This window comes from Corynebacterium sp. NPDC104732, assembly GCF_055583565.1.
Genome location: NZ_JBVJNS010000008.1, coordinates 88,124 through 114,867, shown reverse-complemented (window position 1 = coordinate 114,867; position 26,744 = coordinate 88,124). Strand labels below are relative to the sequence as shown.

Genomic DNA, 26,744 nt, shown 5'->3' with positions numbered 1-26,744 from the left:
TATGGGAACCGGGGCAGTGGGGGTACCACTGCGGGAAATCGCGCTCGTCATTGTCGTGGCGACTGCGGTCACCTTCCTCACCACCGGCATCATTAGGCACATTATGGTGCGGTGGGGAAAGCTCGCCGCCATCCGCGACCGCGACGTACACACCGTGCCCAAGCCGCGGCTCGGTGGCGTTGCCATGTTCTCTGGGTTTTTGTGCTCGGTCTACCTAGCAGGCCTGCTGCCGGCCCTCACCCGTGGTTTTCGTCCCGTGACACCGGAAATGGACGCGGTGGTGTGGGCCGGATTCGTGATTGTGATCGTGGGAGTGCTCGATGACCTCTTCGAGCTCGATGCCGTCACTAAACTTATCGGCCAGCTGGCCGGAGCAGTGGTGATGAGCCTACTCGGCCTGTCCTGGACCCTGCTGTACATGCCGTTTGACGGCGGGTCCACCGTTTTTCTCGACCAAGTCCAGTCAACAATCTTGACTACACTGTTTACGGTCATGCTCATCAACGCCATCAACTTTGTCGATGGGCTGGACGGGCTCGCCGCGGGGCTCGGAATGATTGCGGCGTTAGCGATCCTCGCGTTCTCACTAACCGTGCTCTACGACCAAGGCGGCACCGTCGCGGCATATCCGCCGGCGATCATCGCAGCTGCGCTTTTCGGCATGTGTGCCGGATTCCTGCCCCACAATTTTGAGCCCTCACGTATTTTCATGGGTGACTCTGGATCCATGCTGATCGGACTGCTGCTAGCGGCAGCTGCAACCTCAGCCTCTGGCAAGATCAACATGACCCTGTATGGCCCCGCTGATATCGTGGCCACGTTGTCCCCGTTCATCGTGGTGATAGCCGCAGTGTTTATCCCCACACTGGACCTAGTGCTGGCAGTTATCCGCCGCGTATCCAAAGGACAGTCGCCTTTCACAGCAGACAAGATGCATCTGCACCACAGGCTGTTGGCCTTGGGGCATTCTCACCGCCATGTGGTCCTGGTGTTATACGCCTGGGTGACGGTGGTTGCTTTCGGTGCAGTGGGTTTTACGGTTTTTCCTGCCCGGGTCGCGCTCGGCGGCATTGCCATCGGCATCGTACTCGCCATCGCATGGACGCTCATACCGCTGCGAAGGAGTCGGTGGGGTAGGGTAGCAGCTTATGACAAGTGAGTATGACGACCATCGGCGCCCTTTGCTACGGGCGCTCAAATTTGGTTGGATCGGCCTGCTGATCCTTACCGTGGCATCGCTCGCGCTCTGGGGAGGCATCCGGGAGTTGCCAGGAATTTGGGGCGCGCTCCTGGGGGCAGCGATCGGGGGTGGCTTCCTGTTGTTGACTGTGTTGAGTGTGTTGATAACGGCGAACTCCACTCCAGCAACCACCGGGGCTATCGTGTTGGGTAGCTGGTTGCTCAAGATCGTGGTGCTTCTGATCATCATGTATGTGCTTAAAGACCTGCAATTTTATGATCGTGTAGCCTTCGTGGTCACCGTTGCTCTAGCCCTCGTTGTGGTGCTCGCGGCGGAGGCGTGGGGGGTAGTTACATCTAAGGTCACATACGTGTCCTAAACCGTTGTTTTTGTACCCCCGAAAATGCCAATCGTTCAACGTGTGACCCACCTTACAAAGTGGTGAAATGCCCGGTCAGGATAGGTTTCCTGCCGGGCGTTACATTTTGATAAAACTACCCCCCGCGCAACTTGGGTAAAACTCATTCACACCTGCTAGTCTGCATAGCGGGCAACTTCCATCAGGAACCGTAACTTTTATGCTACGGGGAAACGACTGATGGGGTTTCTCCGCAGGTTCACTTTGATGATGTGCGACGGAGTCCAAGGTGAATCAGGCAAGATTTTTAGACCTCCATCGCACCGCTTTTGCGAAAAAGCGGCCCGAACACGGGAGAGAACGCTGAGCGTTACAACACTGTCCATGAAGGGTGAGTTTCACGCACCTAATCTGGACCATGAACTTTTCCCGGGGCACGTAACCGAAGCTGGCGAAAAGGTAGGCCTCTGGCTGACCGACGTTGCCAACAACTGGTTTGCACTTGATCGTTTGATGCTGATTCGTCTTTTGATGACTCTCATCCTCGCGGTCTTCTTTGTTATCGCAATGCGCAGCCCGAAGCTCATCCCTTCTGGCGTGCAGAACTTCGCAGAACTCTGTCTTGACTTCGTGCGTATTCACATTGCCGAGGACATCCTTGGAAAGAAGGAGGGGCGTCGGTTCCTTCCGGTCATCGCGACTATCTTCTTCCTGGTTCTCTTCATGAACGCGCCAACCGTCATTCCAGGAATGAACATTTCTCCAAACGTCCGTATCGGTATGCCACTGGTACTGGCTCTGTTTGGATACGTGGTCTTCATCTACGCCGGCGCAAAGCGCTACGGCTTCTTCAAGTACATGAAGTCCTCCGTGGTTATTCCTAACCTCCCTTGGGCACTCCACCTCCTGGTGGTCCCACTCGAGTTCTTCTCGACGTTCATCATGCGACCTGCCACTCTGACTCTCCGTCTTTTGGCAAACATGCTGGCTGGCCACATCATTCTGGTGCTGCTGTTCTCTGCTACGAACTTCTTCTTCTGGCAGTTCAACGGCTGGACCGCCCTGTCTGGCGTGACCATCCTGGCCGCGATTGCGTTCACGTTCTTCGAGCTGCTGGTCGTCTTCCTGCAGGCATACATCTTTGCTCTGTTGGTCGCCGTCTACATCGAACTTTCGCTGCACGCAGACGAACACTAACCCCCGCGGAGCTGCAACGGCTCCAAAACATCTGAAAATCAAAAACCACTCGCTTTCCAAGAACATCACGGAAAGCACCCAGAAAGGGAACGACAACAATGAACGAACTGATCCTCGCTCAGGACGCAGCTGGCATGACCGGTAACCTCGCAACCATCGGCTACGGCATCGCAACCATCGGCCCAGGCCTCGGCATCGGCATCCTCGTTGGTAAGGCTCTCGAGGGCATGGCACGTCAGCCAGAGATGGCCGGCCAGCTCCGTACCACCATGTTCCTGGGCATTGCATTCGTTGAAGCCCTGGCTCTGATCGGCCTCGTTGCCGGCTTCCTGTTTGTTTAATCGAACAGACCTCGATAGCTAAAGAAAGCACAGGATTATGACGAACGTCATCACTTACCTCGCTGCAGAGGGAGGTGGACTGCCTCTCGAGACCGGCAACTCACCTCTGCTCCCAGCGCCATACGACATCGTCTGGTCCCTCGTTCCGCTCATCGTCGTCCTGTTGATTTTCTGGAAGCTCGTTCTTCCGAAGTTCCAGGAGGTCCTGACTGAGCGTGAGGACCGGATTAAGGGTGGCATCCAGCGCGCAGAGGCTGCACAGGCCGAAGCCAAGGCCGCTCTTGAGAAGTACAACGCACAGCTGGCTGAGGCTCGCGCTGAGGCTGCACAGATCCGCGAAGAGGCCCGCGAAAAGGGCAAGCAGATCATCGCTGAAATGCAGGCAGAAGCTGTCGAGAACAGCAACCGCATCATCGCAGCTGGTGAAAAGCAGCTTGAGGCACAGCGCCAGCAGGTTGTCACCGAACTGCGTCAAGAGATGGGCCAGAACTCCATCAATCTTGCTGAGCGCCTGATCGGCGAGCAGCTGTCCGACAACGTGAAGCGTTCCGGAACGATTGACAAGTTCCTGTCCGAGCTCGACACTGTGGCTCCGGCCGGAAAGTAGGCGACATGCACGCAGCTAGCCGCGAAGCACTGACGACCACCGCTCAGACCCTGGACCAGTGGATCCAGAACTCTGACCAGGCGATCGCAGCTGCATCCCAAACCGGTGCTGAACTGTTCAGCATCGTTGAGGTTCTTGACGGCGACCGTGGCTTGCGTGTCGCTGTGGCGGATTCCTCTGCCACCGCCGAGCAGCGTTCTGGCCTGATGCGCACGGTGTTTGCCGGCAAGGTGTCCCAGATGACTCTGGACCTTGCTGCGGAAGCCGCATCGCGTATCTGGTCAACTCCCCGCGAGTTCCGCACTGGACTCGTCGAACTGGGCCGCCGCGCCCTGCTGCGTTCTGCTGAAAAGCAGGGCCAGCTGACCCAAGTTGAAGACGAACTCTTCCGTCTCGGTCGCATCCTCAAGGATGAGCCAGAACTTGCTCAGCTGTTGGGAGACCGCAACACGAAGGCTGACCGGAAGCGCGAGCTTTTGGCCGCTGTCCTCTACGGCAAGGTAACCGCCGTATCTGAGGCGCTGGCTAAGCAGGCAGTTGGACGCCCAGAGGCCAATCCGATCGACGACATGGCTACCCTGGCCGGCGCTGCTGCAGCGCTGCGTGGCAAGGAAGTCGCAGTAGTCACCTCGGCTGAGCCACTGAACGCGATCCAGGCTGACCAGTTGGCAGCTAAATTGGGCCGAATTTACGGTCGTGAGATGAGCATCCACACTGAGGTTGATCCCAGCCTCCTCGGTGGACTGGTCATCCGCGTTGGCGACGAAGTTATCGACGGCAGCACCTCGGGCAAGCTCGAGAAGCTCCGCGCAAGCCTCGTCTAGAACACGACTAATAGAAGACAAAAATTGCTGGAAGAAACAACCGAGAGCAGGAAGAACATGGCGGAGCTGACGATCTCCTCCGATGAGATCCGTAGCGCGATTGCGAACTACACCTCGAGCTACTCCCCGGAGGCCTCCCGTGAGGAGGTCGGCGTGGTCATTTCGGCAGCTGACGGTATTGCCCAGGTTTCTGGTCTGCCGTCTGTTATGGCGAATGAGCTGCTCGAGTTCCCAAACGGCGTCATTGGCGTCGCACAGAACCTCGACACCGACCGTATCGGCGTCGTTATTTTGGGCAACTACGAGACTCTTACTGAGGGCGACGAAGTAAAGCGGACCGGCGAGGTCCTTTCCATTCCGGTCGGAGATGCATTCCTCGGCCGCGTTATTAACCCACTGGGTCAGCCTATCGACGGCCTTGGCGCCATCGAGAAGGAAGAAGACCGCGTCCTGGAACTGCAGGCACCATCCGTGCTGCAGCGCCAGCCGGTTGAAGAGCCATTGGCAACTGGTATCAAGGCAATCGACGCGATGACCCCAATCGGTCGCGGTCAGCGTCAGCTGATCATTGGTGACCGTAAGACTGGTAAGACCGCAGTCTGCATCGATACCATCCTTAACCAGAAGGCAAACTGGGAGTCCGGCGATGTCAACAAGCAGGTGCGCTGCATCTACGTTGCCATCGGCCAGAAGGGCTCGACCATTGCCGCAGTCCGCAAGACCCTCGAAGAGCACGGCGCTCTGGAGTACACCACCATCGTGGCAGCTCCAGCATCTGACTCCGCCGGCTTCAAGTGGCTCGCACCTTTCGCTGGTGCAGCGCTGGGTCAGCACTGGATGTACCAGGGCAAGCACGTCCTGGTTATTTACGATGATCTGACCAAGCAGGCAGAAGCCTACCGTGCGATCTCCCTGCTGCTGCGCCGCCCACCAGGCCGCGAGGCTTACCCAGGTGACGTGTTCTACCTGCACTCCCGTCTGCTGGAACGTGCTGCAAAGCTTTCCGACGACATGGGCAAGGGTTCCATGACGGCACTGCCGATCATCGAAACCAAGGCAAACGACGTTTCTGCCTTCATTCCTACCAACGTGATTTCCATTACCGACGGCCAGGTCTTCCTCGAGTCTGACCTGTTCAACCAGGGTGTCCGCCCTGCTATTAACGTTGGTGTGTCGGTGTCCCGTGTTGGTGGTGCTGCACAGACCAAGGGCATGAAGAAGGTCGCAGGCTCCCTGCGTCTGGACCTTGCCGCTTACCGTGACCTCGAGGCATTCGCTGCGTTCGCTTCTGACCTGGATGCTGCATCCAAGGCTCAGCTGCAGCGTGGTCAGCGCCTCGTCGAGCTGCTCAAGCAGCCAGAGAGCTCTCCTCAGCCGGTGGAATACCAGATCGTTTCCATCTTCCTGGCTGGCGAAGGCCACTTCGATAACGTTCCCGTCGAAGATGTCCGTCGCTTCGAGGCTGAGCTGCAGGACTACCTGAAGCAGCACGCTGCAGGCGTTTACGAGCAGATCGAAGGTGGCGCTGCGCTGTCCGACGACTCCAAGCAGGCTCTGATTGCTGGCACCGAAGATTTCAAGCGTATCTTCGTCACCAGCGAGGGCGCTCCAGTCATCGGTGAGCCAGAGGCCGCTCCTCTCGCTGAGGGCGAGCTCGGTAAAGAGCAGCTGAACGTCTCCCGCAAGGTGAACAAGTAAGAAATTACTTCACAGGACATTCACCTAAAGCATTAGAAGGGAGGCGTACATACCATGGCTAATCTTCGCGAGCTTCGCGACCGCATCAAGTCGGTCAAGTCAACGAAGAAGATCACCAAGGCCCAGGAGCTGATTGCAACTTCTCGCATCACCAAGGCTCAGGCTCGTGTTGAGGCATCGCAGCCGTATGCAGATGAAATCCGTAAGGTTACGGAAACCCTGCTCGCGGCCAGCAGCCTTGACCACCCGATGCTGCGTGAACGTGAGAACGGCAAGCGCGCTGCCATCTTGGTGGTATCCAGTGACCGCGGCATGGCCGGCGGTTACAACTACAACGTCTTCAAGAAGACCCGTGAATTGCGCAGTCTGCTTGAAGAAAAGGGTTACGAGACCGTAACCTACGTAACCGGCCAAAAGGGTGTTGGTTACTACAAGTTCCGTGGTGTTGAGGTTGCCGGTGCTTGGACTGGCTTCTCGCAAGACCCGGGATACAAGGAAACGCACGATGTGCGCCGCCACCTGATCGACGGCTTCATAGCTGGATCCGAAGGCACTGCAAAGTACCGTGCGGGTCTCAATGTCGCTGAAGGCGAAGGTATTCAGGGTTTCGACCAGGTTCACGTGGTGTACACCAAGTTTGAGTCCATGCTGACCCAAACTGCAACAGCTCACCAGCTGCTGCCAATTGAGCCTGTTATTAAAGACATGGAGCTCGAATTCAAGGATGGCATCCTCGCCAACACCGGCGAAGTCCACCCTGACGTCGAGTTCGAGCCAGACGCAGACACGCTTCTTGCAGAGCTTCTGCCGAAGTACGTCTCGCGCAGCCTGTTCGCAATGATGCTCGAAGCTGCCGCTTCCGAGTCTGCATCGCGTCGTAACGCAATGAAGTCCGCAACCGACAACGCTACGGCGTTGGTCAACGACCTCTCCCGCGTTGCAAACCAGGCCCGTCAGGCTCAAATTACCCAGGAAATCACAGAGATCGTCGGTGGCGCCGGTGCGCTCGCCGAAAGCGGAGAAAGTGACTAGATTATGACTACAGCTCTTGCAGAGCAGAACGCACAGCCAGGCGCTTACGCCGCTGGCCGTGTCGTGCGTGTCATCGGTCCGGTCGTCGACGTGGAATTCCCGCGTGGCGAGCTGCCGGCCCTGTTCAACGCACTGACTGTTGAGGTCACCCTCGAAGCAGTCGCAAAGACCATCACCCTCGAGGTTGCTCAGCACCTCGGCGACAACCTGGTTCGCGCCGTTTCCATGGCTCCTACCGACGGCCTCGTCCGTGGCGTTGAGGTTCAAAACACCGGTCGCCCAATTTCCGTCCCAGTTGGTGACGTCGTTAAGGGCCACGTGTTCAACGCACTCGGCGACTGCCTCGACGATCCAGCTGCTGTCGAAGGTGCAGAGCGCTGGGGCATCCACCGCGACCCACCACCATTCGACCAGCTCGAAGGTAAGACCGAGATCCTCGAAACCGGCATTAAGGTCATCGACCTGCTGACCCCTTACGTTAAGGGGGGCAAGATCGGCCTGTTCGGTGGTGCAGGTGTGGGTAAGACCGTTCTGATTCAGGAAATGATTACCCGTATCGCACGTGAGTTCTCCGGTACCTCCGTGTTCGCAGGTGTTGGTGAGCGTACTCGTGAAGGCACCGACCTCTTCCTTGAAATGGAAGAGATGGGCGTTCTTCAGGACACCGCCCTGGTGTTCGGCCAGATGGACGAGCCTCCAGGAGTCCGTATGCGCGTGGCGCTGTCCGGCCTGACCATGGCGGAGTACTTCCGCGATGTTCAGCACCAGGACGTGCTGCTGTTCATCGACAACATCTTCCGTTTCACCCAGGCTGGTTCTGAGGTTTCTACGCTGCTCGGCCGTATGCCTTCCGCAGTGGGTTACCAGCCAACCCTGGCTGACGAAATGGGTGTTCTCCAGGAGCGCATTACCTCCACCAAGGGTAAGTCGATTACCTCGCTGCAGGCCGTTTACGTCCCTGCTGACGACTACACCGACCCAGCTCCAGCAACCACCTTCGCCCACCTGGACGCAACCACCGAGCTTGACCGTGGTATCGCTTCCAAGGGTATTTACCCAGCAGTGAACCCACTGACCTCCACCTCTCGTATCCTCGAACCAGGTATCGTCGGTGAGCGTCACTACGAGGTTGCTCAGCGCGTTATCCGCATCCTGCAGAAGAACAAGGAACTCCAGGACATCATCGCCATCCTCGGTATGGACGAGCTGTCTGAAGAGGACAAGATCACCGTGGCTCGCGCACGTCGTATCGAGCGCTTCCTGGGCCAGAACTTCTTCGTCGCAGAGAAGTTCACCGGTATCCCTGGTTCTTACGTGCCACTGGAGCACACCATCGACGCTTTCGAGCGCATCTGCAACGGCGAGTTTGACTCCTACCCAGAGCAGGCCTTCAACGGCCTGGGTGGTCTCGACGACGTCGAAGCTGCGTACAAGAAGCTCAACGAGAAGTAAGGGGCGCAGGCTATGGCTGATATCACCGTTGAACTGGTCTCTGTCGAGCGCAAGCTGTGGTCCGGTCAGGCCACGATTGTCACCGCACAGACGACCGAGGGTGAGATCGGCGTGCTGCCTGGTCACGAGCCGATGCTCGGCCAGCTGGTCGAAAATGGCGTCGTCACCATTCGCCCTGTGGACGGCGGCAAGCTTACCGCTGCCGTCCAGGGTGGTTTCCTTTCGGTAGGTACCGACAAGGTCACCATCTTGGCTGACTTCGCCATTTGGGCTGATGAGGTGGACACCTCTGAGGCTGAATCGGCACTGTCCGCTGCTGTGGATGAGTCTTCAAAGGCACGCGCCGAAGCTGAATTGCGCGCGGTGCGCCGCGCTCAGGAGAGCTAAGATCTCCAACACGTAAACAGGAGGGTCTGCCCACTGGGCAGGCCCTTTCCTTATTTTCTCTGAGGTTGATCTATACTCTTTTCAAAGGAGGTCATCCGTGGAAATTATCGGCTGGATCATCGCGGTACTAGGCGTGGTGTTGTTCCTCCTTGCTGCCTGGCGTTTTATTGCCCACCGTGCGAATGGCACGCCGGTGTTGATCCGCCGAATGCCTGCGAAAGATGGGCGGGCGTGGCGCCATGGTGTCGTGCGCTACCGTGGGAATATCCTCGATTTTTACAAGCTCCGTTCCGTATCTCCTTCGCCGGATGTGACCTTTGAGCGTCGTGGGTTTTCGCTGAAGAGCCGTCGTGAACAGACGGCTCGTGAGCAAAAATTCATGGAACCAGGTTTGAAGGTGTTGGTGGTACAGACCAGCCGTGGCGAGTTTGAGTGGGCCATGGATTCTCATGCGGAGATGGCCTTGCTAGCCTGGGTGGAGTCCGCTCCTACGCAGCCACTGCAGCGGATGGATGTGAAGACCGCGCAAAAGTACTTTAAGGACAAATAGTTTATGCGACTTGTGATCGCCCGTTGCATCGTTGATTATGTGGGGCGCTTGGAATCTCACTTGCCTGAGGCCAAGCGCCTTCTGCTTGTTAAGGCTGATGGTTCCGTGAGCGTTCATGCTGACGATCGGGCCTACAAGCCTCTTAACTGGATGAGTCCGCCGTGTTATCTGACGGAGCAGCCGGTGCTCGACCTGGACGATACGGACACGGGGGAGCAGCTGTGGATTGTGGAGAACAAGAAGGGCGAGCAGCTGCGCATCACCATCAAGGAGATTTTCGCCGACGTCGAGCATGAGCTGGGCACCGACCCAGGTCTGGAGAAGGATGGCGTGGAGGCGCACCTTCAGGAGCTGTTGGCGGAGCATATTGCCACGCTTGGCGACGGCTATTCCCTCATCAGGCGCGAGTATCCCACGGCCATTGGGCCGGTGGACATTTTGTGTCGAAATGCTGATGGGGAGACCGTGGCGGTGGAGATCAAACGCAGGGGCGGTATTGACGGTGTGGAGCAGCTGACCCGCTATCTGGAACTGCTTAATCGTGACGAGCTGCTGCGCCCGGTGCACGGGGTGTTTGCTGCGCAGGAAATCAAGCCGCAGGCCCGCACCTTGGCGGAGGACCGCGGTATCCGGTGCGTGGTGCTGGACTACCAGGAGCTGCGAGGCATCGAATCTGACGAGCTCCGGCTGTTCTAATGCCTCGCAGAAACAAGCGCCAACGCACGGAGCTGCGCCAGCTACCTGTCGACGGCTCCACCTATTGGGGAACGAGGCGTCAAGAAGCACACGGAATCTCGTTCTTGGTGCGACAGATCGGGTCCAGCGCTGCGCGGAAGTTCTACATCTGTCCAGGCTGCAATCAAAATATCCCGCCCGGGGTGGCCCACATCGTGGCGTGGGAACCCGGGCGGGAACATGATCGTCGACACTGGCACAAGCCGTGCTGGCACCGGGAATGCGCGTAGGAAAACTAAATCCCTAAGTTCACCCTGATGCCGAATATTCCGAACACCAGAAACATTAACAGGATGTCGATCCACGGCGCGACGAGTGCTAGGGCTGCGATCGTAAACTGGCGCTTTTTGACGGCCACGACTACGGCCATGCACCCGAGAATCACGGCGGAAATCGCTCGAAACCCGTCATTACCCTGAAACGGTTCGGAGGAAACGAGCGCAGCGACGAGGAAAGACGAGATGAGCGTGAATCTACTCAGCATGTCGGGCCAGGATTTCATGAGAGTATTCTTTCGGCCAATCAGAACCAGAAATTCGGCTACTTAACTGGTTCCGTAATCTCCAGCAGAACGCCGCCAGCATCCTTCGGGTGCACGAAGTTGATGCGTGCGCCGCCGGTGCCGATCTTTGGCTCTGGGTAGAGCAGGCGGACGCCTTGGGCGCGCAGGTGCTCGGAGAGTGCGTCCATGTTGTTGGTGCGCAGGCACATCTGCTGCAGGCCTGGGCCTTTCTTGTCGATGAACTTGGCGATGGTGGACTCTTCGTTCAGTGGGGCGAGGAGCTGGATCATGCCGTCGCGCTCGGTCTTGTCCTTAGGGCCGATCATGGCTTCGCGGACGCCTTGTTCTTCGTTGACTTCTTCGTGGTGGTTGACCCAGCCGAATGCGGTGCGGTAGAACTCGACGGCTGCATCGAAGTCTGGGACAGCGATGCCGACGTGGTCGAGGCAGGTGACGTACTCGTGTGGGATTTCGATTGCTGCAATATCAGACATGACATCAAGTTTAGTCCCGGGCAGATCGCTATGCTGGAAAACATGATTATTGCGTTTTCTGTTGCCCCCGCGGTGACTAATGAGTCTGCTGACATGGCTGATGCTGTCGCTGAGGCTGTGCGGGTGGTCCGCGAGTCTGGCCTTCCGAATGAGACGAATGCCATGTTCACGCTTATTGAGGGGGAGTGGGATGAGGTGATGGGCGTCGTGAAGCGTGCTACTGACGCTGTGCTCGCGGTGAGCCCGCGCGCCTCCCTCGTGCTTAAGGCGGACATTCGGCCTGGTTATGAGGGGCAGCTGATGCGGAAGGTGGCGGCAGTAGAAGAGCGTCTCCGTGGCTAATTTCGTTGATCTGGCAGAGGTAAAGGCCCGCGCGGAGGCCAAGCAGGCCGCCACAGGTGGGGACGTCGCGACCGCGACCACGCTCACGCAGGAGAATTTTGAGGCGACCATCGGCCTGTCCATGAAAGTGCCGGTGGTGGTGCTGGTGGGTACCGCGCGCAGCCAGGACTCAGAAGAGCTGCGGCACAACCTATCGACGCTCGCCGCGCAGGCAGGCCGCAAGTGGCTCTTCGCTTACGTCGACGCCGACACCACACCCCAGATCGCGCAAGCGTTCGGTATTCAGGGGCTGCCGACCGTCATTGCACTTGCCGACGGCCGTCCCCTAGCGAATTTCCAGGGTGGTCAACCCCTGGAAGCGCTGCAACAGTGGACAGCGGCCGTGGTCGGGGCCGCGAAACTACCCGGCCTTGGGGAGCAGGAAGAAGATCCCCGCCTGGTAGAGGCTGCCGCGTTGCTGGACTCGGGCGAGTTCGAGGCGGCTATCAAGGCCTACGAAGCGATCCTGGCCAAGGAACCCGCCAACAAGGAAGCAAAAGCTGCCCTCGACAACGCGAAACTCGTATCCCGACTCGCCACCGCTGAAGGTGACCCCGTCGCAGAAGCTGCAGCCGACCCTACCAACGTGGACAAGCAGCTGGGCGCGGCTGATCGGGAAATCGCGGTGGGGAAAGTGGAAGAAGCATTTGACCGTCTCATCGAGCTGTTGCCAGATGAGACGGTCAAAAAGCGCCTATTAGAGCTGTACTCCGTATTCGAGCCTGGCGATCAGCGCGTGAAGGCCGCGCGGACCAAGATGGCGATGAAGCTGTTTTAGTAGGTGCTTAGCGCCGTTGATAGGCTGCCTGTAGATGTCAACGGTCGGTTTGGTCGGTGCGGAATTCTTCCATAACTGGTCTAGGGGTCATTAATAACTGAAAAGCTGGTATATGGTGATGTCAATTATAATGTCAGTTATGGTCTGAGTAGTGATGTATACCAAATAGCCCAAAAGGGGTACTTATGAGAAAAAGTTCTCGCATCGTTGCTGGTGCTAGCATTAGCGGCGACACCGTCAGTTTCCGTGGCTAATGAAATAGACCCAGGGGTTATGCAGACCGCTTCAACATTCGATCTCACTCCGCAGGGAAAAGAAGCTCTGGCACTAATCGAAGCCGAGCTTCAAGCGCTCGAGGGGATGACACCAGAAGAGATCGAGCGAATTGCTTCCGACAGCACGGCCCCGCAGTCATATGGGATTCCCTTGCCGGGACCAACCGCGATTATTGGTTGCGTCCTCAATGCGGGTTGGGTATTTCGTAACGGTTCTGATTCCCAGCGCATATATACTCAGCTTGCTGACATTGTGATTGGCTGCGTAGGTATTCCACTTGGGAGCCATGCCACTTTGCTTGTCGCGAAGCAAAACTGGAAATATCGCCAAAAGATAGCTGCAGCGCTAGCTTTAACAGGAATCTCCGCCGCTTGGTTTGGATTTGCTTGCTTCAACAGCAGCCAATTTTACTTTGGCCTGGGTGTGGTTCTTTGAGCGTCACTTCCATGAACTGCCGGAGATGATGCCGATCCCCATTGCGCTGTGTGTTGTTTCTGGCCTGTGGCTTTCACTTAATCAACTTACGGCACAAGATTTCGCACCAGTGACGTCCAGCATTGCTGTATTAGTGTCACTGGCAATCATTGTGGCGCTCGTAAGTGGTGTGAGAAATTTCTGGGGGATCGAGGTTATGGTTGCTGCGGGGGCAATCGTGACATTGTCGCTAGCAAAAAGCGCCAAAATTTCCAGGCATATCTAAAAACAAAGTGTTTTAGCGAGGCAGGAACTGTAGCAGGCTGACGCCAAAAATGTCACCAAGCATATGGGCGATTACCAGCGGGTATATGTTCTTATTTGTCATTTTCTTCCACACGAGGTAGAAAATTGGCCCCACAATAACGCCAATGCAAAGCGCAATGAAAGCGCCCATATAGATGTGGAAAGAAAACCGGACAATAAGGGAGTAAATAAAAGCAACGCGCTGGTATTTGGGGGCAACCGAAAGGCATACGCCGAGGAAGAAAAGCTCTTCATAGAGGCCGTTGAAAAGGGAGTACACGACCAGGGTGGGGTCTGTGAGGTTGGCCCATGGGCCCCAGGAGTTCTCGGCCGCGGCCACATCAGTAGTTACTTCGCCGCCCGTCGGCGCCAGGTAGTACTGGCCGGAAAGGGCAAGGTCCATGCAGAGCCCAATCAGGGCGAACGCTAGGAGAGCGATGAAGGTGCCCCGCACCGAGGGGCGTAGGATCCACTGCCGGAAATTAAATCCCCTCAGATATAGGTAGCCGAGGGCAATCAACAGCAGCGGGACCTGGGTCGCTAGGGCGACGAGATTGTCGTTGGAGGAAAACTCCGGAACTGCGTCTGTGGCAGCGTTCATGGGTTCCGCGGAACGCTGCACAAAACTAGCAGCTGCGGCATAAATGGACGTGCCCCACATGATAGCGGTGACGGCTGCGATATCCCACCATCTCAGGTGATCGAGCCGCCCCCGGTTTTGGTTAATGCTTATAAAAGCCAGCCGTTTTATTTTGGTCTCCTAACTAAGGGTTTTCGTTGCTTATTTTCCCAAAATTATACTGCCGGACATGTAACCGACGAAAACGGCTAAAGCCAAGCACTAAACCAGCTACCTACCCGTCCCAGCGGTACCACTGTGCGGACATCGCCGGAATATGCAGTGTGACGCAGTGCGGGTACCCGTCCCAGTGGCCGTTATCTGCCCACACCGAGAACGGCAGCTCATTTCCGGCGCCTTCATAGACGGAATCGTCGGTGTTGACCACGCGCGTCCAGGTGCCGCCATGTGGCACACCGAGGGTGTAATTCGGTTGGGAGGTGCCACCGAGGTTGAATACACACAGGTAGGTTTGTCCGTCGCTGCCGTAGCGCGCGAAAGCGAGGATGTTGTTCGCTGCGTCATCGCCCTTGATCCAGGAAAAGCCCTCCGGCGTGGTGTCCTGCGAGAACAGAGCCGGGGAATCCTGGTAGACCAGGTTGAGGTCGCGCACCAGGCGGTGGATACCGCGGTGGTATTCGGACTCCCAGCCCTCCAAGTTGTGCCAGTCGAGCGAGTGAGCCTCCGTCCACTCCGCAGCCTGGGCAAACTCTTGTCCCTGGAAGAGCAGCTTCTTGCCGGGGTGAGACCACATGTAAGCAAAGAGGGTGCGCACGCCGGCAGCCTTGTTCCACGCATCTCCCGGCATACGGGTCCAGAGCGAGCCCTTACCGTGGACCACCTCATCGTGGGAGATCGGCAAACAGAAGTTTTCGCTGAACTGGTACACCATGGAGAAGGTGATCTCACCGTGGTGGTAGCTGCGGTGGATCGGATCCTTAGAGAAGTACTCCAGAGTGTCGTTCATCCACCCCATGTTCCACTTCAGGGAGAATCCCAGCCCGCCGGTCGATGTCGGGGCGGTCACTCCTGGCCAAGACGTGGATTCCTCGGCGATGGTCAACACCCCTGGGTGAAGCTTGTGCACCGTGGCGTTCATTTCCTGCAGTAACTGGACAGCCTCTAGGTTCTCTCGGCCACCATACTGGTTTGGTGCCCACTCGCCCTCGTTACGGGAGTAGTCGAGGTACAGCATGGATGCCACGGCATCCACGCGTAGACCGTCGAAGTGGAACTCTTCCAGCCAGTACAGTGCGTTGGCAACCAGGAAGTTGCGGACCTCAGCGCGGCCGAAATCGAAGACGAAGGTGCCCCAATCCTTTTGTTCGCCGCGGCGCCAGTCGGGGTGCTCGTAGAGCGCGCGCCCGTCAAAGCGGGCCAGTGCCCAGTCGTCCTTAGGGAAGTGGGCAGGGACCCAGTCGACGATGACACCGATGCCGCGAGCGTGGAAGGCGTCGATAAGCGCCTTCAGCTGGTCCGGGGTGCCCCAGCGCGCGGTGGGGGCATAGTAGCCGGACACCTGGTAGCCCCAAGAACCGCCGAAGGGGTGCTCGGAAACGGGCATGAACTCGACGTGGGTGAAGCCTTGCTCGGCCACGTAGTCGACAAGCTCGGTAGCCATGTCCTCGTAGGAAAGACCTTGCTTCCAGGAACCGAGGTGCACCTCGTAGACGCTCATCGGCTTGTCTGAGATATCAGCGCGGGCGGCCAGCCAGTCGGAATCCTGCCACTCGTAGGACGAGGACGTGACGATGGACCCGGTGTGCGGAGGAATCTCCGTGCGGCGCGCCAGCGGGTCGGCCTTATCGCGGCGATGGCCCTCTGGCGTCTGGATCGCGTACTTGTACACTGTGCCTTCATCAAGGCCAGGGATGAACAGCTCCCACACACCGGAGGAACCCAGGGACCGCATCGGGTGCTGGGAGGCATTCCAACCATTGAAATCGCCGACTACCGCCACACCAATAGCATTCGGAGCCCACACCGCGAATGACGTGCCTCGGACCCCATCGATCTCGCGGACGTGCGAGCCGAGGGCCTCCCAGAGCCGCTCATGGCGGCCCTCAGAAATGAGGTAAATATCGATTTCCCCCAGAGTCGGCAGGAAGGAATACGGGTCGCGGGTCACCACGGTTGCCTCTGGCCAGGTGATCTCGAGCTCGTAAGTGCCCTCCGGCACGGCGCCTTCGAAAATGTCATTTCCGACGGGGGCGAGTTCGTGGGACACGCCGTCGATAAGCGCGGCGACCTTGGTGGCGCCGATCTGACGGGTCCGAACTACGCCGTCGTGACGCCCGTACTGGGAGTGCGGGTCGTGATGCCGGCAATGCAGCAGGCGGTCTAGGTCAGTCATATCAGCTCCTGTACTCAGTTACTTCGCGCCAGGCGAGGGCCTCGCGCCGCTCTTCCGGGACCTCAGGCAGCACAAAAATGTGCGCGACGTCGTCCCACGGGCGCAGTTCCACATAATTGTCGGAACCCCACGTGTAGCTGGCGCCGGTCACCAGATCATGCACCGGGAAGGTGCCGGTGACACCGAGTTTAGTCAGATCAAGACGCACCGTGGCCCCTTGAGCATTGAAAGAATCAAGGTTCACAACCACGAGGATGCAGTTGCCCGTCAAGGCGTCCACCTTGGAGTAGGCAAGGATCTGATCGTTGTCAGTGTCGTGGAAGTGAATGTTACGCAACTGCTGCAGCGCAGGCTGCTCCCGGCGGATCCGGTTCAGCAGCGTAATGAAGCTCTCCAGGGAGTTCTCGCCGTACACGCGGGGGCGCAGCTCGTATTTTTCCGAATCGAGGTACTCCTCGGATCCTTCCTTCACCGGGACACTCTCGAACAGCTCGTAGCCGGAGTACACGCCCCACAGCGGGGACATGGTGGCTGCCAGCACGGCGCGGATCGCGAACATACCTGGACCACCCTTCTGCAGGGATTCATGCAGAATGTCCGGGGTGTTTACGAACAGGTTCGGGCGGGAGATGTCCGCCATGTTCGCGATCTCAGTGGCGAACTCCGTCAGCTCCCTCTTGGAGGTCTGCCAGGTGAAGTAAGTGTAAGACTGGGAGAAACCAGCCTTGGCCAGGCCGTACAGTCGTGGCCGTCGGGTGAAGGCCTCTGCCAAGAAAATCACCTCTGGGTGATCGACGTGAACGGTATCGATCAGCCACTCCCAGAAGTTCGCTGGCTTGGTGTGCGGGTTGTCCACTCGGAACGTGGTCACGCCCCGGTTGACCCAGAACAGCACCACCCGCAGAATTTCCTCATAAATGCCCTTTTGGTCATTGTCGAAGTTCAGCGGGTAAATGTCCTGGTACTTTTTTGGTGGGTTCTCGGCGTAGGCGATGGTGCCGTCGGGAAGCACCGTGAACCACTCTGGGTGCTCCGCCGCCCACGGGTGGTCGGGCGCGCACTGCAACGCCAGGTCCAGCGCGATTTCGATGTCCAGCTCGCGGGCGCGAGCGATCAGCGCGTCAAAGTCCTCGAGGGTGCCGAGCTTCGGGTGGACGGCGTCATGGCCGCCATCCTTGGAGCCAATGGCCCACGGGGATCCGACGTCCGTGGCCGATGGGGTCAGGGTGTTGTTGCGGCCCTTGCGGTTGATCTCGCCGATCGGGTGGATAGGTGGGAAGTAGACGGTGTCAAAGCCCATTCGCTTCACGCGGTCCAGCTCGGCAGCAGCGGTGGCGAAAGTGCCGTGCACGGGCTTGCCATCCGCATCCCAGCCACCAGTGGAACGCGGGAAGAACTCATACCACGAGCTCACGAGCGCCTTGCGACGCTCCACCCGCACAGTGCTCGTCTGGCCACGGGTCAGCAGATCCCGCAGCGGATGCATGCTCAGGATGCTGGAGACCTCTTTGCTAAAGGCCGGTGCTACGCGGGCCCGCAGATCACCGGTGGAGCGCAAGGAATCAGCGACGTCCTGCAGGGTCTCCCGGTGCTGCTGTGGTGCACCGGCAGCCACCCGCTCGAAAAGCTGGGCGCCGATCTCGATATCATTAGCCAACTCGGCTTCGCTCTGTCCAGCCTCGATTTTCGCCGTGACATTGTGCTTCCATGTGGCGATCGGATCGCTCCACACATCGACGCGGATGGTCCAATCGCCCGGAACATCGGGAACGAAAATCCCATGCACCTGGTCGGGGTCCTCGCCACGGGACATGATGGTACGCATCGTCTTTGCAGCAACAGCGGAATTCTCTGGCCCCTTGACGTTGAGAGTTGCGGAGATCACGTCGTGACCCTCGCGCCACGCCAGTGCGAACACTGGGATCACTTCGCCAACTACCGCTTTGGAAGGGGCCCCGCCGGCCACGTTAGGGCGTACGTCGTCGATGCCGAGTCGTCCGGTCATCACAAATCCTTTCGCGCTTGTACAGTACTCAGTCCAGAGTAGGTGAGCAGTGTCGATCGCACACGGCAACCCAGTTGTGATCCATGATGGTGGGGTGAGCGAATACAACCCAGATTTGATCATTGACTTTGCCGACGTCACCTTTGTGCGGAATAACCGCACGTTGCTGGGGCCACTGTCCTGGCAGGTTGAGCTTGACGAGCGGTGGGTGATCATTGGTCCAAACGGTGCGGGCAAGACCACCCTCATGCGCTTAGCGGGCGCCGAAGAATACCCGTCCGGGGGTAGCGCCCACATCATGGGGGAGCGCGTCGGCAAGACCGACATGCGCGACCTGCGCACCATGATCGGTGTCTCCTCCGCTGCGCTCGGCAGCCGCATCCCCAAGGACGAGACGGTAGAGGACTTGGTGGTGTCCGCCGCCTACGCCATCCTGGGGCGCTGGCGCGAAGAATACGACCAGATGGACTTCGATCAAGCCATGGACATCCTGGAGCGCGTCGGTGCGATGCACCTAACCAAACGAACCTGGGGCACGCTTTCGGAAGGCGAACGCAAACGCGTGCTGATCGCCCGCGCGCTCATGACCAACCCGGAGCTGCTGCTTCTCGACGAACCGGGTGCCGGACTCGACTTGGGCGGTAGGGAAGACCTGGTGGGGTATCTCGGGGAACTTGCCCTGGACGCGGATGCGCCCGCCATTGTCATGATCACCCACCACGTGGAAGAAATCCCATTCGGATTCACGCACGCGATGCTGCTGGACGAGGGGAAGATCGTCGCTCAAGGACTCATTGATGATGTGTTGACGAGCGAAAACCTGACCACGACTTTCCACCAGCAGATTCAGGTGGATCGCATCGACGGCCGATACTTTGCCCGCCGAATCCGTGGGCGGGGTCGCCACCGGGCGGGCTAGAATCGCTAGCTATGGAAGGAATCCGTGGCGCCAAGCTCGCAGCAACAGTGCTCCTCGTCCGCGACAGCGCACTCGGCATGGAAGTGTACGTGCAGGAGCGCGTCGCTGAGATGCCCACGTTCCCCAACACCACCGTTTTCCCCGGTGGTGTGCTCGATGAACGAGACCTCGGTGACGGCGATGGGGTGGAGGCGCAGCGGTGGAGCACACTGCTGCAGATCGAGCCAGCCATCGCGCACGGCCTGGTGATGGCTGCCGTCCGGGAAGTATTCGAGGAAACCGGAATCCTCCTAGCCCGGCACCGCACCGGCGAGCTGGTCTCTGACGCCGTGCAGTACCACTACGCCCGTCCACTACTGGAAAACCACGAACTGGCCTTCACCGATTTCCTCCACGACAACGAACTGACTGTGGCCACAGACCTGCTTTACCCCTTCGCTCGTTGGGTGGGGCCGGGGCCAGTGGCACCGAAGTTTGATGCCTTCTCTTTCGTGGCCCAAGCACCGCTCGGGCAAATGCCAGACGGCGCCACCCGGGAAGCAGCCTCCACCGGATGGTTCCTGCCCTCCGTGATCTTGGGTGGTTGGAAAACTGGGCTGCTGCGCCTGGTTATTCCAACCTGGGCGCAGCTGACCGCCCTCACCGAGTTCCACACCGTGGCGGATTTGGAAGCCTCCCTCATCAACGTGGATATGACGCCGATCATCGGAGACCCCGACGACCCGTTCTTCGATGAATTTTTTCTCTACGGAGACCTGCCGGAGCGATTTTGATCAACCTCGACGAAGCCCGCTACCTCACCTCACGCACCATCGACCCCTGCCCGGAAACCGACCCATTCAAGCGGGCCACGCTGCTTAAGAAAGAACACGGCGAGTTCTCCCGCGCCGTCGCTGAGCTCCTTGATGCCCGCGCAGGCGGGAAACTTCCGACCCACTGGTACGCCGACAGCGACAGCGCCCAGCAAGCCACCCCGCTTCCCGTGGCCCAGGTGAGATTCGACCGAATCCGTGAGATTCTCGGCAGCCCCCGCGTCCACGACGTCACCTGCTCCATCGGCACCGAAGGATCCGCGGCGGCCGGACTTGAGTACTTCGGTTCAGACCTGTCGCTGCCACGCCTGACCATGGCTAGAGCCAACGTAACCGGCCACTTTTTCCAGGCCGACGCCCTGCGCCCGCCCATGACCGCCGATGTGGTCATCGCCGATCCCGCCCGGCGGGCTGGCGGCCGACGCATCACCGCGCCGAAGGACCTGATCCCGCCCCTGCCTGACCTGCTGGCGGCCATTTCCGGGGAGGCAGCCATCAAGTGCGCCCCCGGGATCGATTACACCGCCTGGGAGGGGCTGGTCTCCGTGGTCAGCGTCGACGGCGGGGTCAAGGAAGCGTGCCTTTACACTCCGGGGCTGGCTGGCGGGATCACCCGGGAGGCCGTGGTGATTCGGGGCAGTGGCGTCGATAAGCTCAGCGATGCCCTCCCGGCCGCTGACGAACTCGCCGCGCCGCACGGCACCTACCTTATTGACCCCGACGGCGCGATCGTGCGCGCCGGGCTCGTGCGCCAGTTCGCGGTGCGGGAGGGGCTGTGGATGCTGGACGAGCGCATTGCGTACCTCACCGGCGACCGGATTCCGGAAGGCTACACCGGGTTCCCGATCCTGGAACAGGTGCCGCTGAAGAAATTGAAGAGTGCTCTCGCGTCGTATCAGCCGGGCTCGCTGGAGATTTTGGTGCGTGGGGTGGACATTGATCCGGATGCGCTGCGCAAGAAATTGCGGCCGCGTGGGGAGCGTCCGATGGCCGTCGTGGTGACGCGGATCGGGTCCCAGGGGGTGGCGTTCATCTGTGGGGCGCGCGGGGTAGGATCGTAAAAAACGAAACGGAGGAACGATGCCCGCTATTGTGGTCCTGGTAAAGAATGTGCCGGACACCTGGTCAACAAAGACACTGAATGAGGACTTCACCCTCCACCGCGAGGGCGTCGATGAGGTTATCGACGAAATCAACGAATACGCCGTGGAGCAGGCACTACGCATCCGCGAAGCGAACCCCGGATACGAGGTAATCGCACTATCCGCTGGCCCATTCCGGGCGCAGGAGGCGCTGCGGAAGGCGCTCGCGATGGGGGCGGACAAGGCCGTGCTGCTTTCCGACGCCGCCCTTGCCGGATCCGACGTGCTCGGCACGGCGTGGGCCCTGACCAGCGCGATCAATACTCTGGGTGATGTCCAGCTGATCGTCGCCGGGAACGCCTCGTCCGACGGCGCGATGGGGGCGCTGCCGGGGATCCTCGCGGAGTACCGTCAGATTCCATCGCTCACGAACCTGTCCTCCGTTGCCGTAGCCGACGGCATGGTCTCGGGAGTCAAGGAAGCCCCAGAAGGCTCCTACCAGCTGCAGGCGTCGTTGCCGGCGCTGATCTCTGTGACAGAAAAGACGGACAAGCCGCGGTTCCCTAATTTCAAGGGCATCATGGCTGCAAAGAAAGCCGACATTGCCGTGCTCACCCTGGCGGAAGTGGGGGTCGACCCTTCGCAAGTGGGACTGGCCAACGCCGCAACGGCTGTCACCGCAGCTGAGCCACGCCCGGAGCGCGACGGTGGGGAAATGGTGTACACCGACGGTGCAGAGCGCATCTACCAGTTCATTCAGGAGGCCATCAAGTGACGTACGTACTCGCAGCAGGGTCCCACACCCTGGAACTGATCGCGGCTGCCCAGGTGCTGGGCGATGTCACCGTCGTGTCCTTTGACGAGGAACAGTACCCCGCCAACATTGTCCGCTGCTCCGCCGAGGGGCGCGTAGTGATGCCGGCGGTGGATGCGCTGTCCATGCTCGCGGCCCAGAACCCGCAGCCGATCGTGCTGCTCGCGGACTCCGTGGGCAACGAGATCGCCGGTCGTCTCGCTGCCCGTCTCGCCTCCGGCGTGCTCACCAACGTGGTGGGCATCAACGCGGACCGTACCGCGCAACTGTCCATCTTCGGCGACACCATCTCCGGCACCGCAGCGGTGGGTGGCACCAGCCCGATCTACACCATCCGCCCCGGCTCTGTCACCCCGGTACACCCCGGTTCCGGTGCGGTGACCACCATGGAACTCCCAGCAGCTGGCGTTATGGATGCTCAAGTAACTGGCTTCACCCCGGCTGTTGAGGGGGAGCGCCCTGAACTGGCGACCGCTAAGGTCGTGGTGTCTGGTGGGCGCGGCGTCGGCGAGAGTGGCTTCGCAGAGTACGTTGAGCCGCTTGCCGACGCCCTGGGCGGCGCCGTGGGTGCCACCCGCGACGCGGTCGACGACGGCCAGTACCCAGCTCAGTACCAGGTGGGACAAACCGGTGTGACGGTGTCGCCAGATCTGTACATCGCGCTCGGTATCTCGGGAGCCATCCAGCACACCTCGGGTATGCAGACCTCGAAGAAGATCATCGCTGTGAACAACGACGAAGACGCCCCGATCTTTAAGATCGCCGACCTCGGTGTCGTCGGCGACGTGGAAGACATCATCCCTGAGCTGCTGAAGAAGTTCTAGTGTATTTCGACCACGCGGCCACCACGCCGATCCGCCAGGTAGCGCGAGATGCCTGGCTAGCGGCCTCCGAGTTTCTCAACCCCGCCGGCCAGTACGCGGCGGGGAGGGCGGCGAACCGGGCGTTATCCGAGGCCCGGGAAGCGGTGGCCTCCCTGCTGGACTGCGAGCCGATCGAAGTCATTTTCACTGGTTCCGGTACTGAGGCCGACAACCTGGCCATTCAGGGCCTGTTTCGGCAGTCGGAGCTTAGCCGCGTGGTCTCCACCGAGATCGAACACCCGGCGGTGCTAGAAACCGTGGCGGCCCTCGGCGCGGACGTTCAGATGCTGCCACTTGCCGACGGGCGGGTCTCCTCCTTCGAGCCGCTGTCCGAACCCGCCGCACTGGCGACCTGCATGTGGGCGAACAACGAAACCGGCATCATCCAGCCGGTCCACGAGTTAGTCCAGGCAGCAGGCCAGACTCCCGTGCACGTGGACGCGGTGCAAGCGGTGGGACACATTCCGGTGTCCTTTGCTTCGCTTGGCGCTACAACGCTGGCTGCCTCCGCGCACAAGTTCGGCGGACCGAGGGGCGTCGGCATTTTGTTGGCGCGCCGCTCCGGGGTGGCGCCCACCCTGTTCGGTGGTGGGCAGCAGCGCGGCATTCGCCCTGGCACCGTCGACGTGGCGGGTGCGGTAGCGACCGCGGCGGCCCTGCGTGAGGCTGTTGCAGAGATCGAAACGGAACGGGCGCGGCTGTCGGAGCTGCGCGATCGACTCCGCGCCGGCATCGAGCTTATCGACGGCGCGGTGATCCATTCCACGGGCGATCTCCTGCCCGGGCACCTGCTTGTCTCTTTCCCCGGAGCCGAGGGCGATAGCCTCATCATGCTGCTGGACATGCTCGGCGTGGCGGCGTCTACCGGATCGGCCTGCGCGAGCGGTGTGAACCGGGCGAGCCATGTGCTGCTTGCCATGGGGGTGCCGGAGGATGTAGCACGCGGCGCGCTGCGGCTGACCCTTGGACGGACAACCACGCCGGAGGAGGTTGAGTTTTTGCTCGCCCACTTGGGGGGAGTGGTCCGCCAAGCCCGAGAAGCGGGAATGGCCATCTGATAATCTGAAACCGCTGCAATGTACGGGAATGCCGGTGAGAATCCGGCAGCGGTCCTCGTCACTGTGTTGCTTCTTGAGGCAGGTAACTTCATGCCTGTCGGCGCTGCGCGCGTTCACTGTCTGTTGACAGAACGGGTGGGAAGGACGGGCGCGAGGCAAGAGCGTTGGAGCTAAGCCAGGAGACCGATTGCAGCTGCTTACTCGTATAGGTTCGCGAGATGGACGGACCTAAAGTTGGAAAGAAGATTGTCATGCATATTGCCGAGGGCTTTCTCCCCGTCGAGCATTGCGTAGCCTGGGGAGCTGCTGCTACCCCATTTGTTGTTTACGGTGCTTACGCAGTCAACAAGCAGATCAAGGAACGACCAGAAACCGGCATGCTGTTGGGTGCTGCTGGCGCTTTCACTTTCGTGCTGAGTGCGCTGAAAATCCCATCAGTGACCGGTTCCTCCTCTCACCCCACGGGCACTGGCCTGGGGGCGGTGCTCTTCAAACCGCCGGTGATGGCCTTCATCGGCACCATCGTCCTGCTGTTCCAAGCTATATTGCTGGCGCACGGCGGCCTCACGACCCTGGGGGCGAACGTCTTTTCCATGGCCATCGTTGGCCCGTGGGTGGCGTACGCGGTGTGGAAGCTCCTGGGATCCAAATCCCCTGAGCTGGCCATGTTCTTCGCTGCATTCCTCGGCAACTTTGCCACGTACTGCGTTACTGCGCTGCAGCTGGCGGCAGCCCACCACGCTGCTGGTTTCGCAAACGCTGCCGGGACCTTCCTGGCGCTCTACGCACCAACTCAGGTGCCACTGTCCATCGTGGAAGGCATCGTATCCGTGTTGATCTTCCGCAGCCTGCGACAGATCGCGAAGAAGGAACTGACGGTTTTGGGCATCCCAGTTGCTGCCCCGAAGCGAGAGATGGTGGCAGCCTAAAATGAAGAACCTAGTTTTGGTCATCGTGGCCGGCGTTCTGATCATGTTCCCGATGTTCTTCAATTTCGGTGACCCGGACGCTGAAGAACAATTCGTGGGCACCGACGCGGGTGCGGAAACCTTGGTGGAAGAGGCTAACCCTGATTATGAACCATGGTTCGAATCTGTTGCTGGTGAACTGCCAGGAGAAGTGGAGTCCGGCCGGTTCGCGCTGCAAGCTGGTCTTGGTGCTGGCCTGCTCGGTTATGTCCTCGGTGTGTTCCGTGGCCGTACCCAGCGTGCTGAGGAATCTGCTGCTGTCTAAATGAATGCCCTGGAACTAGCCGCTGCTAGGAGCCGCTGGGCGCACGTGAATGTGGGCGAAAAAAGCCTGCTCATCGTACTGCTGTTTATTGCGATCTCGGTTTCCGGTATCAAACTCGCAGTGATCGCCGCTATCACCTTGGTGATGGCGGTCGCTGCTGGGATCAACTGGAAACTGTACCTGGGTCTGGTCGGGGCCCCGGCGACGTTCATCGCGCTGGGCCTCGGCCCGCTCATTTTCTCCATTACCTCCGGCGGGTTGATCATGGTCCCAGGAGGGGTGGCGCACGCCGGTGAGGTGTTGGCTAGGTCCGTGGTGGGCATGGCTATCACCGTGTTGTTTGCGCTGACCACCCCGATGTCCGAGATCCTCATGTTCGCGCGTCGTCGGCACCTTCCGGAGTCGCTCGTGCACGTCACGGGCCTGATATACCGCCTGGTGGGTGCCCTGGTGGTGACGGCGAAGACGATGTGGGAGGCCCAGGCCGCCCGGCTCGGGCATAGCAGTACCCGCCGGTGGGTGGGTTCGGTTGCGGGCCAAGCAGCGTCGCTATTTGTGCTGTCCTTTGCCAGGGCTCGGGCGCTGCAAGAAGGATTGGAACTGCGGGCGGATCCCACCGCGATGAAAGTGCGTACTGTGGCGCGCCCCGTGAACTGGCTCCGTGCCTGCGGCGCCGTGATTGTGATGAGTTTATTATGTCTGTTCTAGAGACCCGTGACCTGACTTTTTCCCACGATCAGCCTGTGCTGAACGGGGTCGACCTAGCCGTGGTAGCGGGGGAACGCCTCGCGATCCTCGGTGCGAATGGCTCCGGGAAGTCCACGCTGCTCAAGCTGTTAGCGGGGGCGTGGCAGCCTCAATCTGGCACGGTTTTGCTCGATGACACGCCGATGGAGTACACCAGGCGCGGCCGGGACCATGTGCGCCGCAATGTGCAGCTTGTGCTGCAGGAACCCGATGAACAAATCTTCGCCACCACGGTTGCGGAGGACGTGTCTTTCGGCCCCGTGAACATGGGATTGGAGGAGTCGGACGTCGATAAGCGCGTGCGTGAGGCGCTGGCCACCTGCGAAATCACTGGCCTTGCTGACCGCGTCCCCCACCAGCTTTCCTACGGCCAACGCAAACTCGTGGCGCTGGCCGGTGCGCTGGCGATGCAGCCACGCGTCCTCCTTCTCGACGAGCCGACCGCCGGCCTCGACCCCGTCGCCTCCGACCGCCTGCTAGCCACGCTGCTGCAGCTTAACGACGCCGGAACAACCATCGTCATCTCCACGCACGAAATCGACTTCGCCTACGCTTTCGCAGCGTCGGTGGGAGTCCTCGTTGACGGGACGATCCGCTCTGGTGACCGAACCCTCCTTACCGACCCATCGCTGCTGGCCGCGGCGCGTCTGCGCCCACCGTGGGCGCCACTCGTATCAGAAAAACTCGGAAAACCGATTACGCGGGTGGAAGATCTATTAGGGTAGAA

32 protein-coding genes and 1 riboswitch are annotated in these 26,744 nt (G+C 59.8%); of the genes, 27 read left to right on the top strand and 5 right to left on the bottom strand.

What is annotated here, in order from left to right; translation table 11 throughout:
* The first annotated feature begins 1 nt into the window (after position 1).
* The 13 genes from ACZ6ZO_RS07720 (at position 2) to ACZ6ZO_RS07660 (ending at position 10,591) form a co-directional block, all read left to right on the top strand.
* The gene (locus ACZ6ZO_RS07720) at positions 2 to 1,159 is read left to right on the top strand and encodes an MraY family glycosyltransferase (RefSeq protein WP_182385887.1); all 1,158 of its coding nucleotides are present in this window, start codon (positions 2 to 4) and stop codon (positions 1,157 to 1,159) included.
* Positions 1,149 to 1,559, top strand: a complete 411-nt coding sequence (locus ACZ6ZO_RS07715) for a hypothetical protein (protein ID WP_465291748.1) — start codon at positions 1,149 to 1,151, stop codon at positions 1,557 to 1,559. The genes ACZ6ZO_RS07720 and ACZ6ZO_RS07715 overlap by 11 nt, the downstream gene beginning before the upstream one ends.
* Before the next feature lie 363 nt (positions 1,560 to 1,922).
* Positions 1,923 to 2,735, top strand: coding sequence for a F0F1 ATP synthase subunit A (gene atpB / locus ACZ6ZO_RS07710; RefSeq protein WP_182385889.1), 813 nt, complete (start codon positions 1,923 to 1,925; stop codon positions 2,733 to 2,735).
* Positions 2,736 to 2,833: 98 nt separating this feature from the next.
* Positions 2,834 to 3,076 (top strand): ATP synthase F0 subunit C, encoded by a 243-nt coding sequence (locus ACZ6ZO_RS07705; protein WP_182385890.1) that lies wholly within the window; start codon positions 2,834 to 2,836, stop codon positions 3,074 to 3,076.
* 37 nt (positions 3,077 to 3,113) lie between these two features.
* The gene (locus ACZ6ZO_RS07700) at positions 3,114 to 3,683 is read left to right on the top strand and encodes a F0F1 ATP synthase subunit B (RefSeq protein ID WP_182385891.1); all 570 of its coding nucleotides are present in this window, start codon (positions 3,114 to 3,116) and stop codon (positions 3,681 to 3,683) included.
* A gap of 5 nt (positions 3,684 to 3,688) precedes the next feature.
* Positions 3,689 to 4,507 (top strand): F0F1 ATP synthase subunit delta, encoded by an 819-nt coding sequence (locus tag ACZ6ZO_RS07695; protein ID WP_182385892.1) that lies wholly within the window; start codon positions 3,689 to 3,691, stop codon positions 4,505 to 4,507.
* 57 nt (positions 4,508 to 4,564) lie between these two features.
* Positions 4,565 to 6,205 (top strand): F0F1 ATP synthase subunit alpha, encoded by a 1,641-nt coding sequence (atpA, locus tag ACZ6ZO_RS07690; protein ID WP_182385893.1) that lies wholly within the window; start codon positions 4,565 to 4,567, stop codon positions 6,203 to 6,205.
* A gap of 54 nt (positions 6,206 to 6,259) precedes the next feature.
* A complete protein-coding gene (locus ACZ6ZO_RS07685; RefSeq protein ID WP_182385894.1) occupies positions 6,260 to 7,237 on the top strand; it encodes a F0F1 ATP synthase subunit gamma in 978 nt (325 codons plus the stop codon).
* 3 nt (positions 7,238 to 7,240) lie between these two features.
* Positions 7,241 to 8,689, top strand: coding sequence for a F0F1 ATP synthase subunit beta (gene atpD, locus ACZ6ZO_RS07680; RefSeq protein WP_182385895.1), 1,449 nt, complete (start codon positions 7,241 to 7,243; stop codon positions 8,687 to 8,689).
* Positions 8,690 to 8,701: 12 nt separating this feature from the next.
* Positions 8,702 to 9,076: a F0F1 ATP synthase subunit epsilon gene (locus ACZ6ZO_RS07675; protein WP_417925454.1), complete on the top strand. Its 375-nt coding sequence runs from the start codon at positions 8,702 to 8,704 to the stop codon at positions 9,074 to 9,076.
* Positions 9,077 to 9,173: 97 nt separating this feature from the next.
* Complete coding sequence (locus tag ACZ6ZO_RS07670) at positions 9,174 to 9,626, top strand: DUF2550 domain-containing protein (protein ID WP_465291743.1); 453 nt, start codon at positions 9,174 to 9,176, stop codon at positions 9,624 to 9,626.
* Between the two features lie 3 nt (positions 9,627 to 9,629).
* Complete coding sequence (gene nucS, locus ACZ6ZO_RS07665; protein WP_182385898.1) at positions 9,630 to 10,322, top strand: endonuclease NucS; 693 nt, start codon at positions 9,630 to 9,632, stop codon at positions 10,320 to 10,322.
* The gene (locus ACZ6ZO_RS07660) at positions 10,322 to 10,591 is read left to right on the top strand and encodes a hypothetical protein (RefSeq protein ID WP_465291741.1); all 270 of its coding nucleotides are present in this window, start codon (positions 10,322 to 10,324) and stop codon (positions 10,589 to 10,591) included. The genes nucS and ACZ6ZO_RS07660 overlap by 1 nt, the downstream gene beginning before the upstream one ends.
* 5 nt (positions 10,592 to 10,596) lie before the next feature.
* Here the strand turns inward: ACZ6ZO_RS07660 and ACZ6ZO_RS07655 are convergent, their stop codons facing one another.
* Positions 10,597 to 10,863, bottom strand: coding sequence for a hypothetical protein (locus tag ACZ6ZO_RS07655; protein WP_465291739.1), 267 nt, complete (start codon positions 10,861 to 10,863; stop codon positions 10,597 to 10,599).
* 38 nt (positions 10,864 to 10,901) lie between these two features.
* Positions 10,902 to 11,357 (bottom strand): methylmalonyl-CoA epimerase, encoded by a 456-nt coding sequence (gene mce / locus ACZ6ZO_RS07650; protein WP_182385900.1) that lies wholly within the window; start codon positions 11,355 to 11,357, stop codon positions 10,902 to 10,904.
* Between the two features lie 42 nt (positions 11,358 to 11,399).
* Here mce and ACZ6ZO_RS07645 point away from each other — a divergent pair, with 42 nt between their 5' ends.
* The 4 genes from ACZ6ZO_RS07645 to ACZ6ZO_RS07630 all read left to right on the top strand — a co-directional run bounded on the left by ACZ6ZO_RS07645 (position 11,400) and on the right by ACZ6ZO_RS07630 (position 13,492).
* Entirely contained in the window at positions 11,400 to 11,699 is a 300-nt protein-coding gene (locus ACZ6ZO_RS07645) for a thiamine-binding protein (protein WP_182385901.1), read from the top strand.
* Entirely contained in the window at positions 11,692 to 12,516 is an 825-nt protein-coding gene (locus tag ACZ6ZO_RS07640) for a co-chaperone YbbN (RefSeq protein ID WP_465291736.1), read from the top strand. The genes ACZ6ZO_RS07645 and ACZ6ZO_RS07640 overlap by 8 nt, the downstream gene beginning before the upstream one ends.
* A gap of 246 nt (positions 12,517 to 12,762) precedes the next feature.
* Entirely contained in the window at positions 12,763 to 13,227 is a 465-nt protein-coding gene (locus ACZ6ZO_RS07635) for a hypothetical protein (RefSeq protein WP_465291734.1), read from the top strand.
* Entirely contained in the window at positions 13,214 to 13,492 is a 279-nt protein-coding gene (locus ACZ6ZO_RS07630; protein ID WP_465291732.1) for a hypothetical protein, read from the top strand. The genes ACZ6ZO_RS07635 and ACZ6ZO_RS07630 overlap by 14 nt, the downstream gene beginning before the upstream one ends.
* A gap of 12 nt (positions 13,493 to 13,504) precedes the next feature.
* Here the strand turns inward: ACZ6ZO_RS07630 and ACZ6ZO_RS07625 are convergent, their stop codons facing one another.
* The 3 genes from ACZ6ZO_RS07625 to ACZ6ZO_RS07615 form a co-directional block, all read right to left on the bottom strand.
* Positions 13,505 to 14,173 (bottom strand): CPBP family intramembrane glutamic endopeptidase, encoded by a 669-nt coding sequence (locus ACZ6ZO_RS07625; protein WP_465291730.1) that lies wholly within the window; start codon positions 14,171 to 14,173, stop codon positions 13,505 to 13,507.
* A 193-nt stretch (positions 14,174 to 14,366) separates the two neighbouring features.
* Positions 14,367 to 16,484, bottom strand: a complete 2,118-nt coding sequence (glgB, locus tag ACZ6ZO_RS07620; protein ID WP_465291728.1) for a 1,4-alpha-glucan branching protein GlgB — start codon at positions 16,482 to 16,484, stop codon at positions 14,367 to 14,369.
* 1 nt (position 16,485) lies between these two features.
* Positions 16,486 to 18,489 (bottom strand): alpha-1,4-glucan--maltose-1-phosphate maltosyltransferase, encoded by a 2,004-nt coding sequence (locus ACZ6ZO_RS07615; RefSeq protein WP_465291726.1) that lies wholly within the window; start codon positions 18,487 to 18,489, stop codon positions 16,486 to 16,488.
* A gap of 49 nt (positions 18,490 to 18,538) precedes the next feature.
* Between ACZ6ZO_RS07615 and ACZ6ZO_RS07610 the strand changes: the two genes are divergently transcribed.
* The 10 genes from ACZ6ZO_RS07610 (at position 18,539) to ACZ6ZO_RS07565 (ending at position 26,742) form a co-directional block, all read left to right on the top strand.
* Positions 18,539 to 19,408 (top strand): ABC transporter ATP-binding protein, encoded by an 870-nt coding sequence (locus tag ACZ6ZO_RS07610; protein ID WP_232843270.1) that lies wholly within the window; start codon positions 18,539 to 18,541, stop codon positions 19,406 to 19,408.
* A gap of 11 nt (positions 19,409 to 19,419) precedes the next feature.
* Entirely contained in the window at positions 19,420 to 20,181 is a 762-nt protein-coding gene (locus ACZ6ZO_RS07605; protein ID WP_465291724.1) for an NUDIX hydrolase, read from the top strand.
* Positions 20,175 to 21,281 (top strand): THUMP-like domain-containing protein, encoded by a 1,107-nt coding sequence (locus ACZ6ZO_RS07600; protein WP_465291761.1) that lies wholly within the window; start codon positions 20,175 to 20,177, stop codon positions 21,279 to 21,281. Before ACZ6ZO_RS07605 ends, ACZ6ZO_RS07600 begins: the two co-directional genes overlap by 7 nt.
* A 19-nt stretch (positions 21,282 to 21,300) precedes the next feature.
* Positions 21,301 to 22,077 (top strand): electron transfer flavoprotein subunit beta/FixA family protein, encoded by a 777-nt coding sequence (locus tag ACZ6ZO_RS07595; RefSeq protein WP_465291722.1) that lies wholly within the window; start codon positions 21,301 to 21,303, stop codon positions 22,075 to 22,077.
* A complete protein-coding gene (locus ACZ6ZO_RS07590; protein ID WP_182385910.1) occupies positions 22,074 to 22,940 on the top strand; it encodes an electron transfer flavoprotein subunit alpha/FixB family protein in 867 nt (288 codons plus the stop codon). The genes ACZ6ZO_RS07595 and ACZ6ZO_RS07590 overlap by 4 nt, the downstream gene beginning before the upstream one ends.
* The gene (locus ACZ6ZO_RS07585) at positions 22,940 to 24,037 is read left to right on the top strand and encodes a cysteine desulfurase family protein (RefSeq protein ID WP_465291719.1); all 1,098 of its coding nucleotides are present in this window, start codon (positions 22,940 to 22,942) and stop codon (positions 24,035 to 24,037) included. The genes ACZ6ZO_RS07590 and ACZ6ZO_RS07585 overlap by 1 nt, the downstream gene beginning before the upstream one ends.
* Positions 24,037 to 24,243: riboswitch (cobalamin riboswitch) on the top strand. Its footprint overlaps the gene before it by 1 nt.
* A gap of 45 nt (positions 24,244 to 24,288) precedes the next feature.
* Positions 24,289 to 24,966, top strand: coding sequence for an energy-coupling factor ABC transporter permease (locus tag ACZ6ZO_RS07580; RefSeq protein ID WP_465291759.1), 678 nt, complete (start codon positions 24,289 to 24,291; stop codon positions 24,964 to 24,966).
* Between the two features lies 1 nt (position 24,967).
* Positions 24,968 to 25,270 carry an energy-coupling factor ABC transporter substrate-binding protein gene (locus tag ACZ6ZO_RS07575; RefSeq protein ID WP_182385912.1) on the top strand — a complete coding sequence of 101 codons (303 nt, stop codon included), beginning with the start codon at positions 24,968 to 24,970 and terminating at the stop codon, positions 25,268 to 25,270.
* Complete coding sequence (locus tag ACZ6ZO_RS07570; RefSeq protein WP_465291717.1) at positions 25,271 to 25,978, top strand: CbiQ family ECF transporter T component; 708 nt, start codon at positions 25,271 to 25,273, stop codon at positions 25,976 to 25,978. It abuts the gene before it with no gap.
* Positions 25,966 to 26,742: an energy-coupling factor ABC transporter ATP-binding protein gene (locus tag ACZ6ZO_RS07565; RefSeq protein WP_465291715.1), complete on the top strand. Its 777-nt coding sequence runs from the start codon at positions 25,966 to 25,968 to the stop codon at positions 26,740 to 26,742. The genes ACZ6ZO_RS07570 and ACZ6ZO_RS07565 overlap by 13 nt, the downstream gene beginning before the upstream one ends.
* The last annotated feature ends 2 nt before the right edge of the window (positions 26,743 to 26,744 follow it).

Bases quoted from the DNA above. Each gene is read 5' to 3' on its own strand.
- ACZ6ZO_RS07575 (WP_182385912.1), top strand. From the start codon at position 24,968: ATGAAGAACCTAGTTTTGGTCATCGTGGCCGGCGTTCTGATCATGTTC.
- ACZ6ZO_RS07595 (WP_465291722.1), top strand. From the start codon at position 21,301: ATGCCCGCTATTGTGGTCCTGGTAAAGAATGTGCCGGACACCTGGTCA.
- ACZ6ZO_RS07625 (WP_465291730.1), bottom strand. From the start codon at position 14,173: ATGTGGGGCACGTCCATTTATGCCGCAGCTGCTAGTTTTGTGCAGCGT.
- atpA (WP_182385893.1), top strand. From the start codon at position 4,565: ATGGCGGAGCTGACGATCTCCTCCGATGAGATCCGTAGCGCGATTGCG.
- ACZ6ZO_RS07720 (WP_182385887.1), top strand. From the start codon at position 2: ATGGGAACCGGGGCAGTGGGGGTACCACTGCGGGAAATCGCGCTCGTC.
- glgB (WP_465291728.1), bottom strand. From the start codon at position 16,484: ATGACTGACCTAGACCGCCTGCTGCATTGCCGGCATCACGACCCGCAC.
- ACZ6ZO_RS07655 (WP_465291739.1), bottom strand. From the start codon at position 10,863: ATGAAATCCTGGCCCGACATGCTGAGTAGATTCACGCTCATCTCGTCT.
- ACZ6ZO_RS07570 (WP_465291717.1), top strand. From the start codon at position 25,271: ATGAATGCCCTGGAACTAGCCGCTGCTAGGAGCCGCTGGGCGCACGTG.
- ACZ6ZO_RS07700 (WP_182385891.1), top strand. From the start codon at position 3,114: ATGACGAACGTCATCACTTACCTCGCTGCAGAGGGAGGTGGACTGCCT.
- ACZ6ZO_RS07605 (WP_465291724.1), top strand. From the start codon at position 19,420: ATGGAAGGAATCCGTGGCGCCAAGCTCGCAGCAACAGTGCTCCTCGTC.
- atpB (WP_182385889.1), top strand. From the start codon at position 1,923: ATGAAGGGTGAGTTTCACGCACCTAATCTGGACCATGAACTTTTCCCG.
- mce (WP_182385900.1), bottom strand. From the start codon at position 11,357: ATGTCTGATATTGCAGCAATCGAAATCCCACACGAGTACGTCACCTGC.
- nucS (WP_182385898.1), top strand. From the start codon at position 9,630: ATGCGACTTGTGATCGCCCGTTGCATCGTTGATTATGTGGGGCGCTTG.
- ACZ6ZO_RS07705 (WP_182385890.1), top strand. From the start codon at position 2,834: ATGAACGAACTGATCCTCGCTCAGGACGCAGCTGGCATGACCGGTAAC.
- ACZ6ZO_RS07715 (WP_465291748.1), top strand. From the start codon at position 1,149: ATGACAAGTGAGTATGACGACCATCGGCGCCCTTTGCTACGGGCGCTC.
- ACZ6ZO_RS07580 (WP_465291759.1), top strand. From the start codon at position 24,289: ATGCATATTGCCGAGGGCTTTCTCCCCGTCGAGCATTGCGTAGCCTGG.
- ACZ6ZO_RS07695 (WP_182385892.1), top strand. From the start codon at position 3,689: ATGCACGCAGCTAGCCGCGAAGCACTGACGACCACCGCTCAGACCCTG.
- ACZ6ZO_RS07565 (WP_465291715.1), top strand. From the start codon at position 25,966: ATGTCTGTTCTAGAGACCCGTGACCTGACTTTTTCCCACGATCAGCCT.
- ACZ6ZO_RS07645 (WP_182385901.1), top strand. From the start codon at position 11,400: ATGATTATTGCGTTTTCTGTTGCCCCCGCGGTGACTAATGAGTCTGCT.
- ACZ6ZO_RS07615 (WP_465291726.1), bottom strand. From the start codon at position 18,489: ATGACCGGACGACTCGGCATCGACGACGTACGCCCTAACGTGGCCGGC.
- atpD (WP_182385895.1), top strand. From the start codon at position 7,241: ATGACTACAGCTCTTGCAGAGCAGAACGCACAGCCAGGCGCTTACGCC.
- ACZ6ZO_RS07660 (WP_465291741.1), top strand. From the start codon at position 10,322: ATGCCTCGCAGAAACAAGCGCCAACGCACGGAGCTGCGCCAGCTACCT.
- ACZ6ZO_RS07685 (WP_182385894.1), top strand. From the start codon at position 6,260: ATGGCTAATCTTCGCGAGCTTCGCGACCGCATCAAGTCGGTCAAGTCA.
- ACZ6ZO_RS07675 (WP_417925454.1), top strand. From the start codon at position 8,702: ATGGCTGATATCACCGTTGAACTGGTCTCTGTCGAGCGCAAGCTGTGG.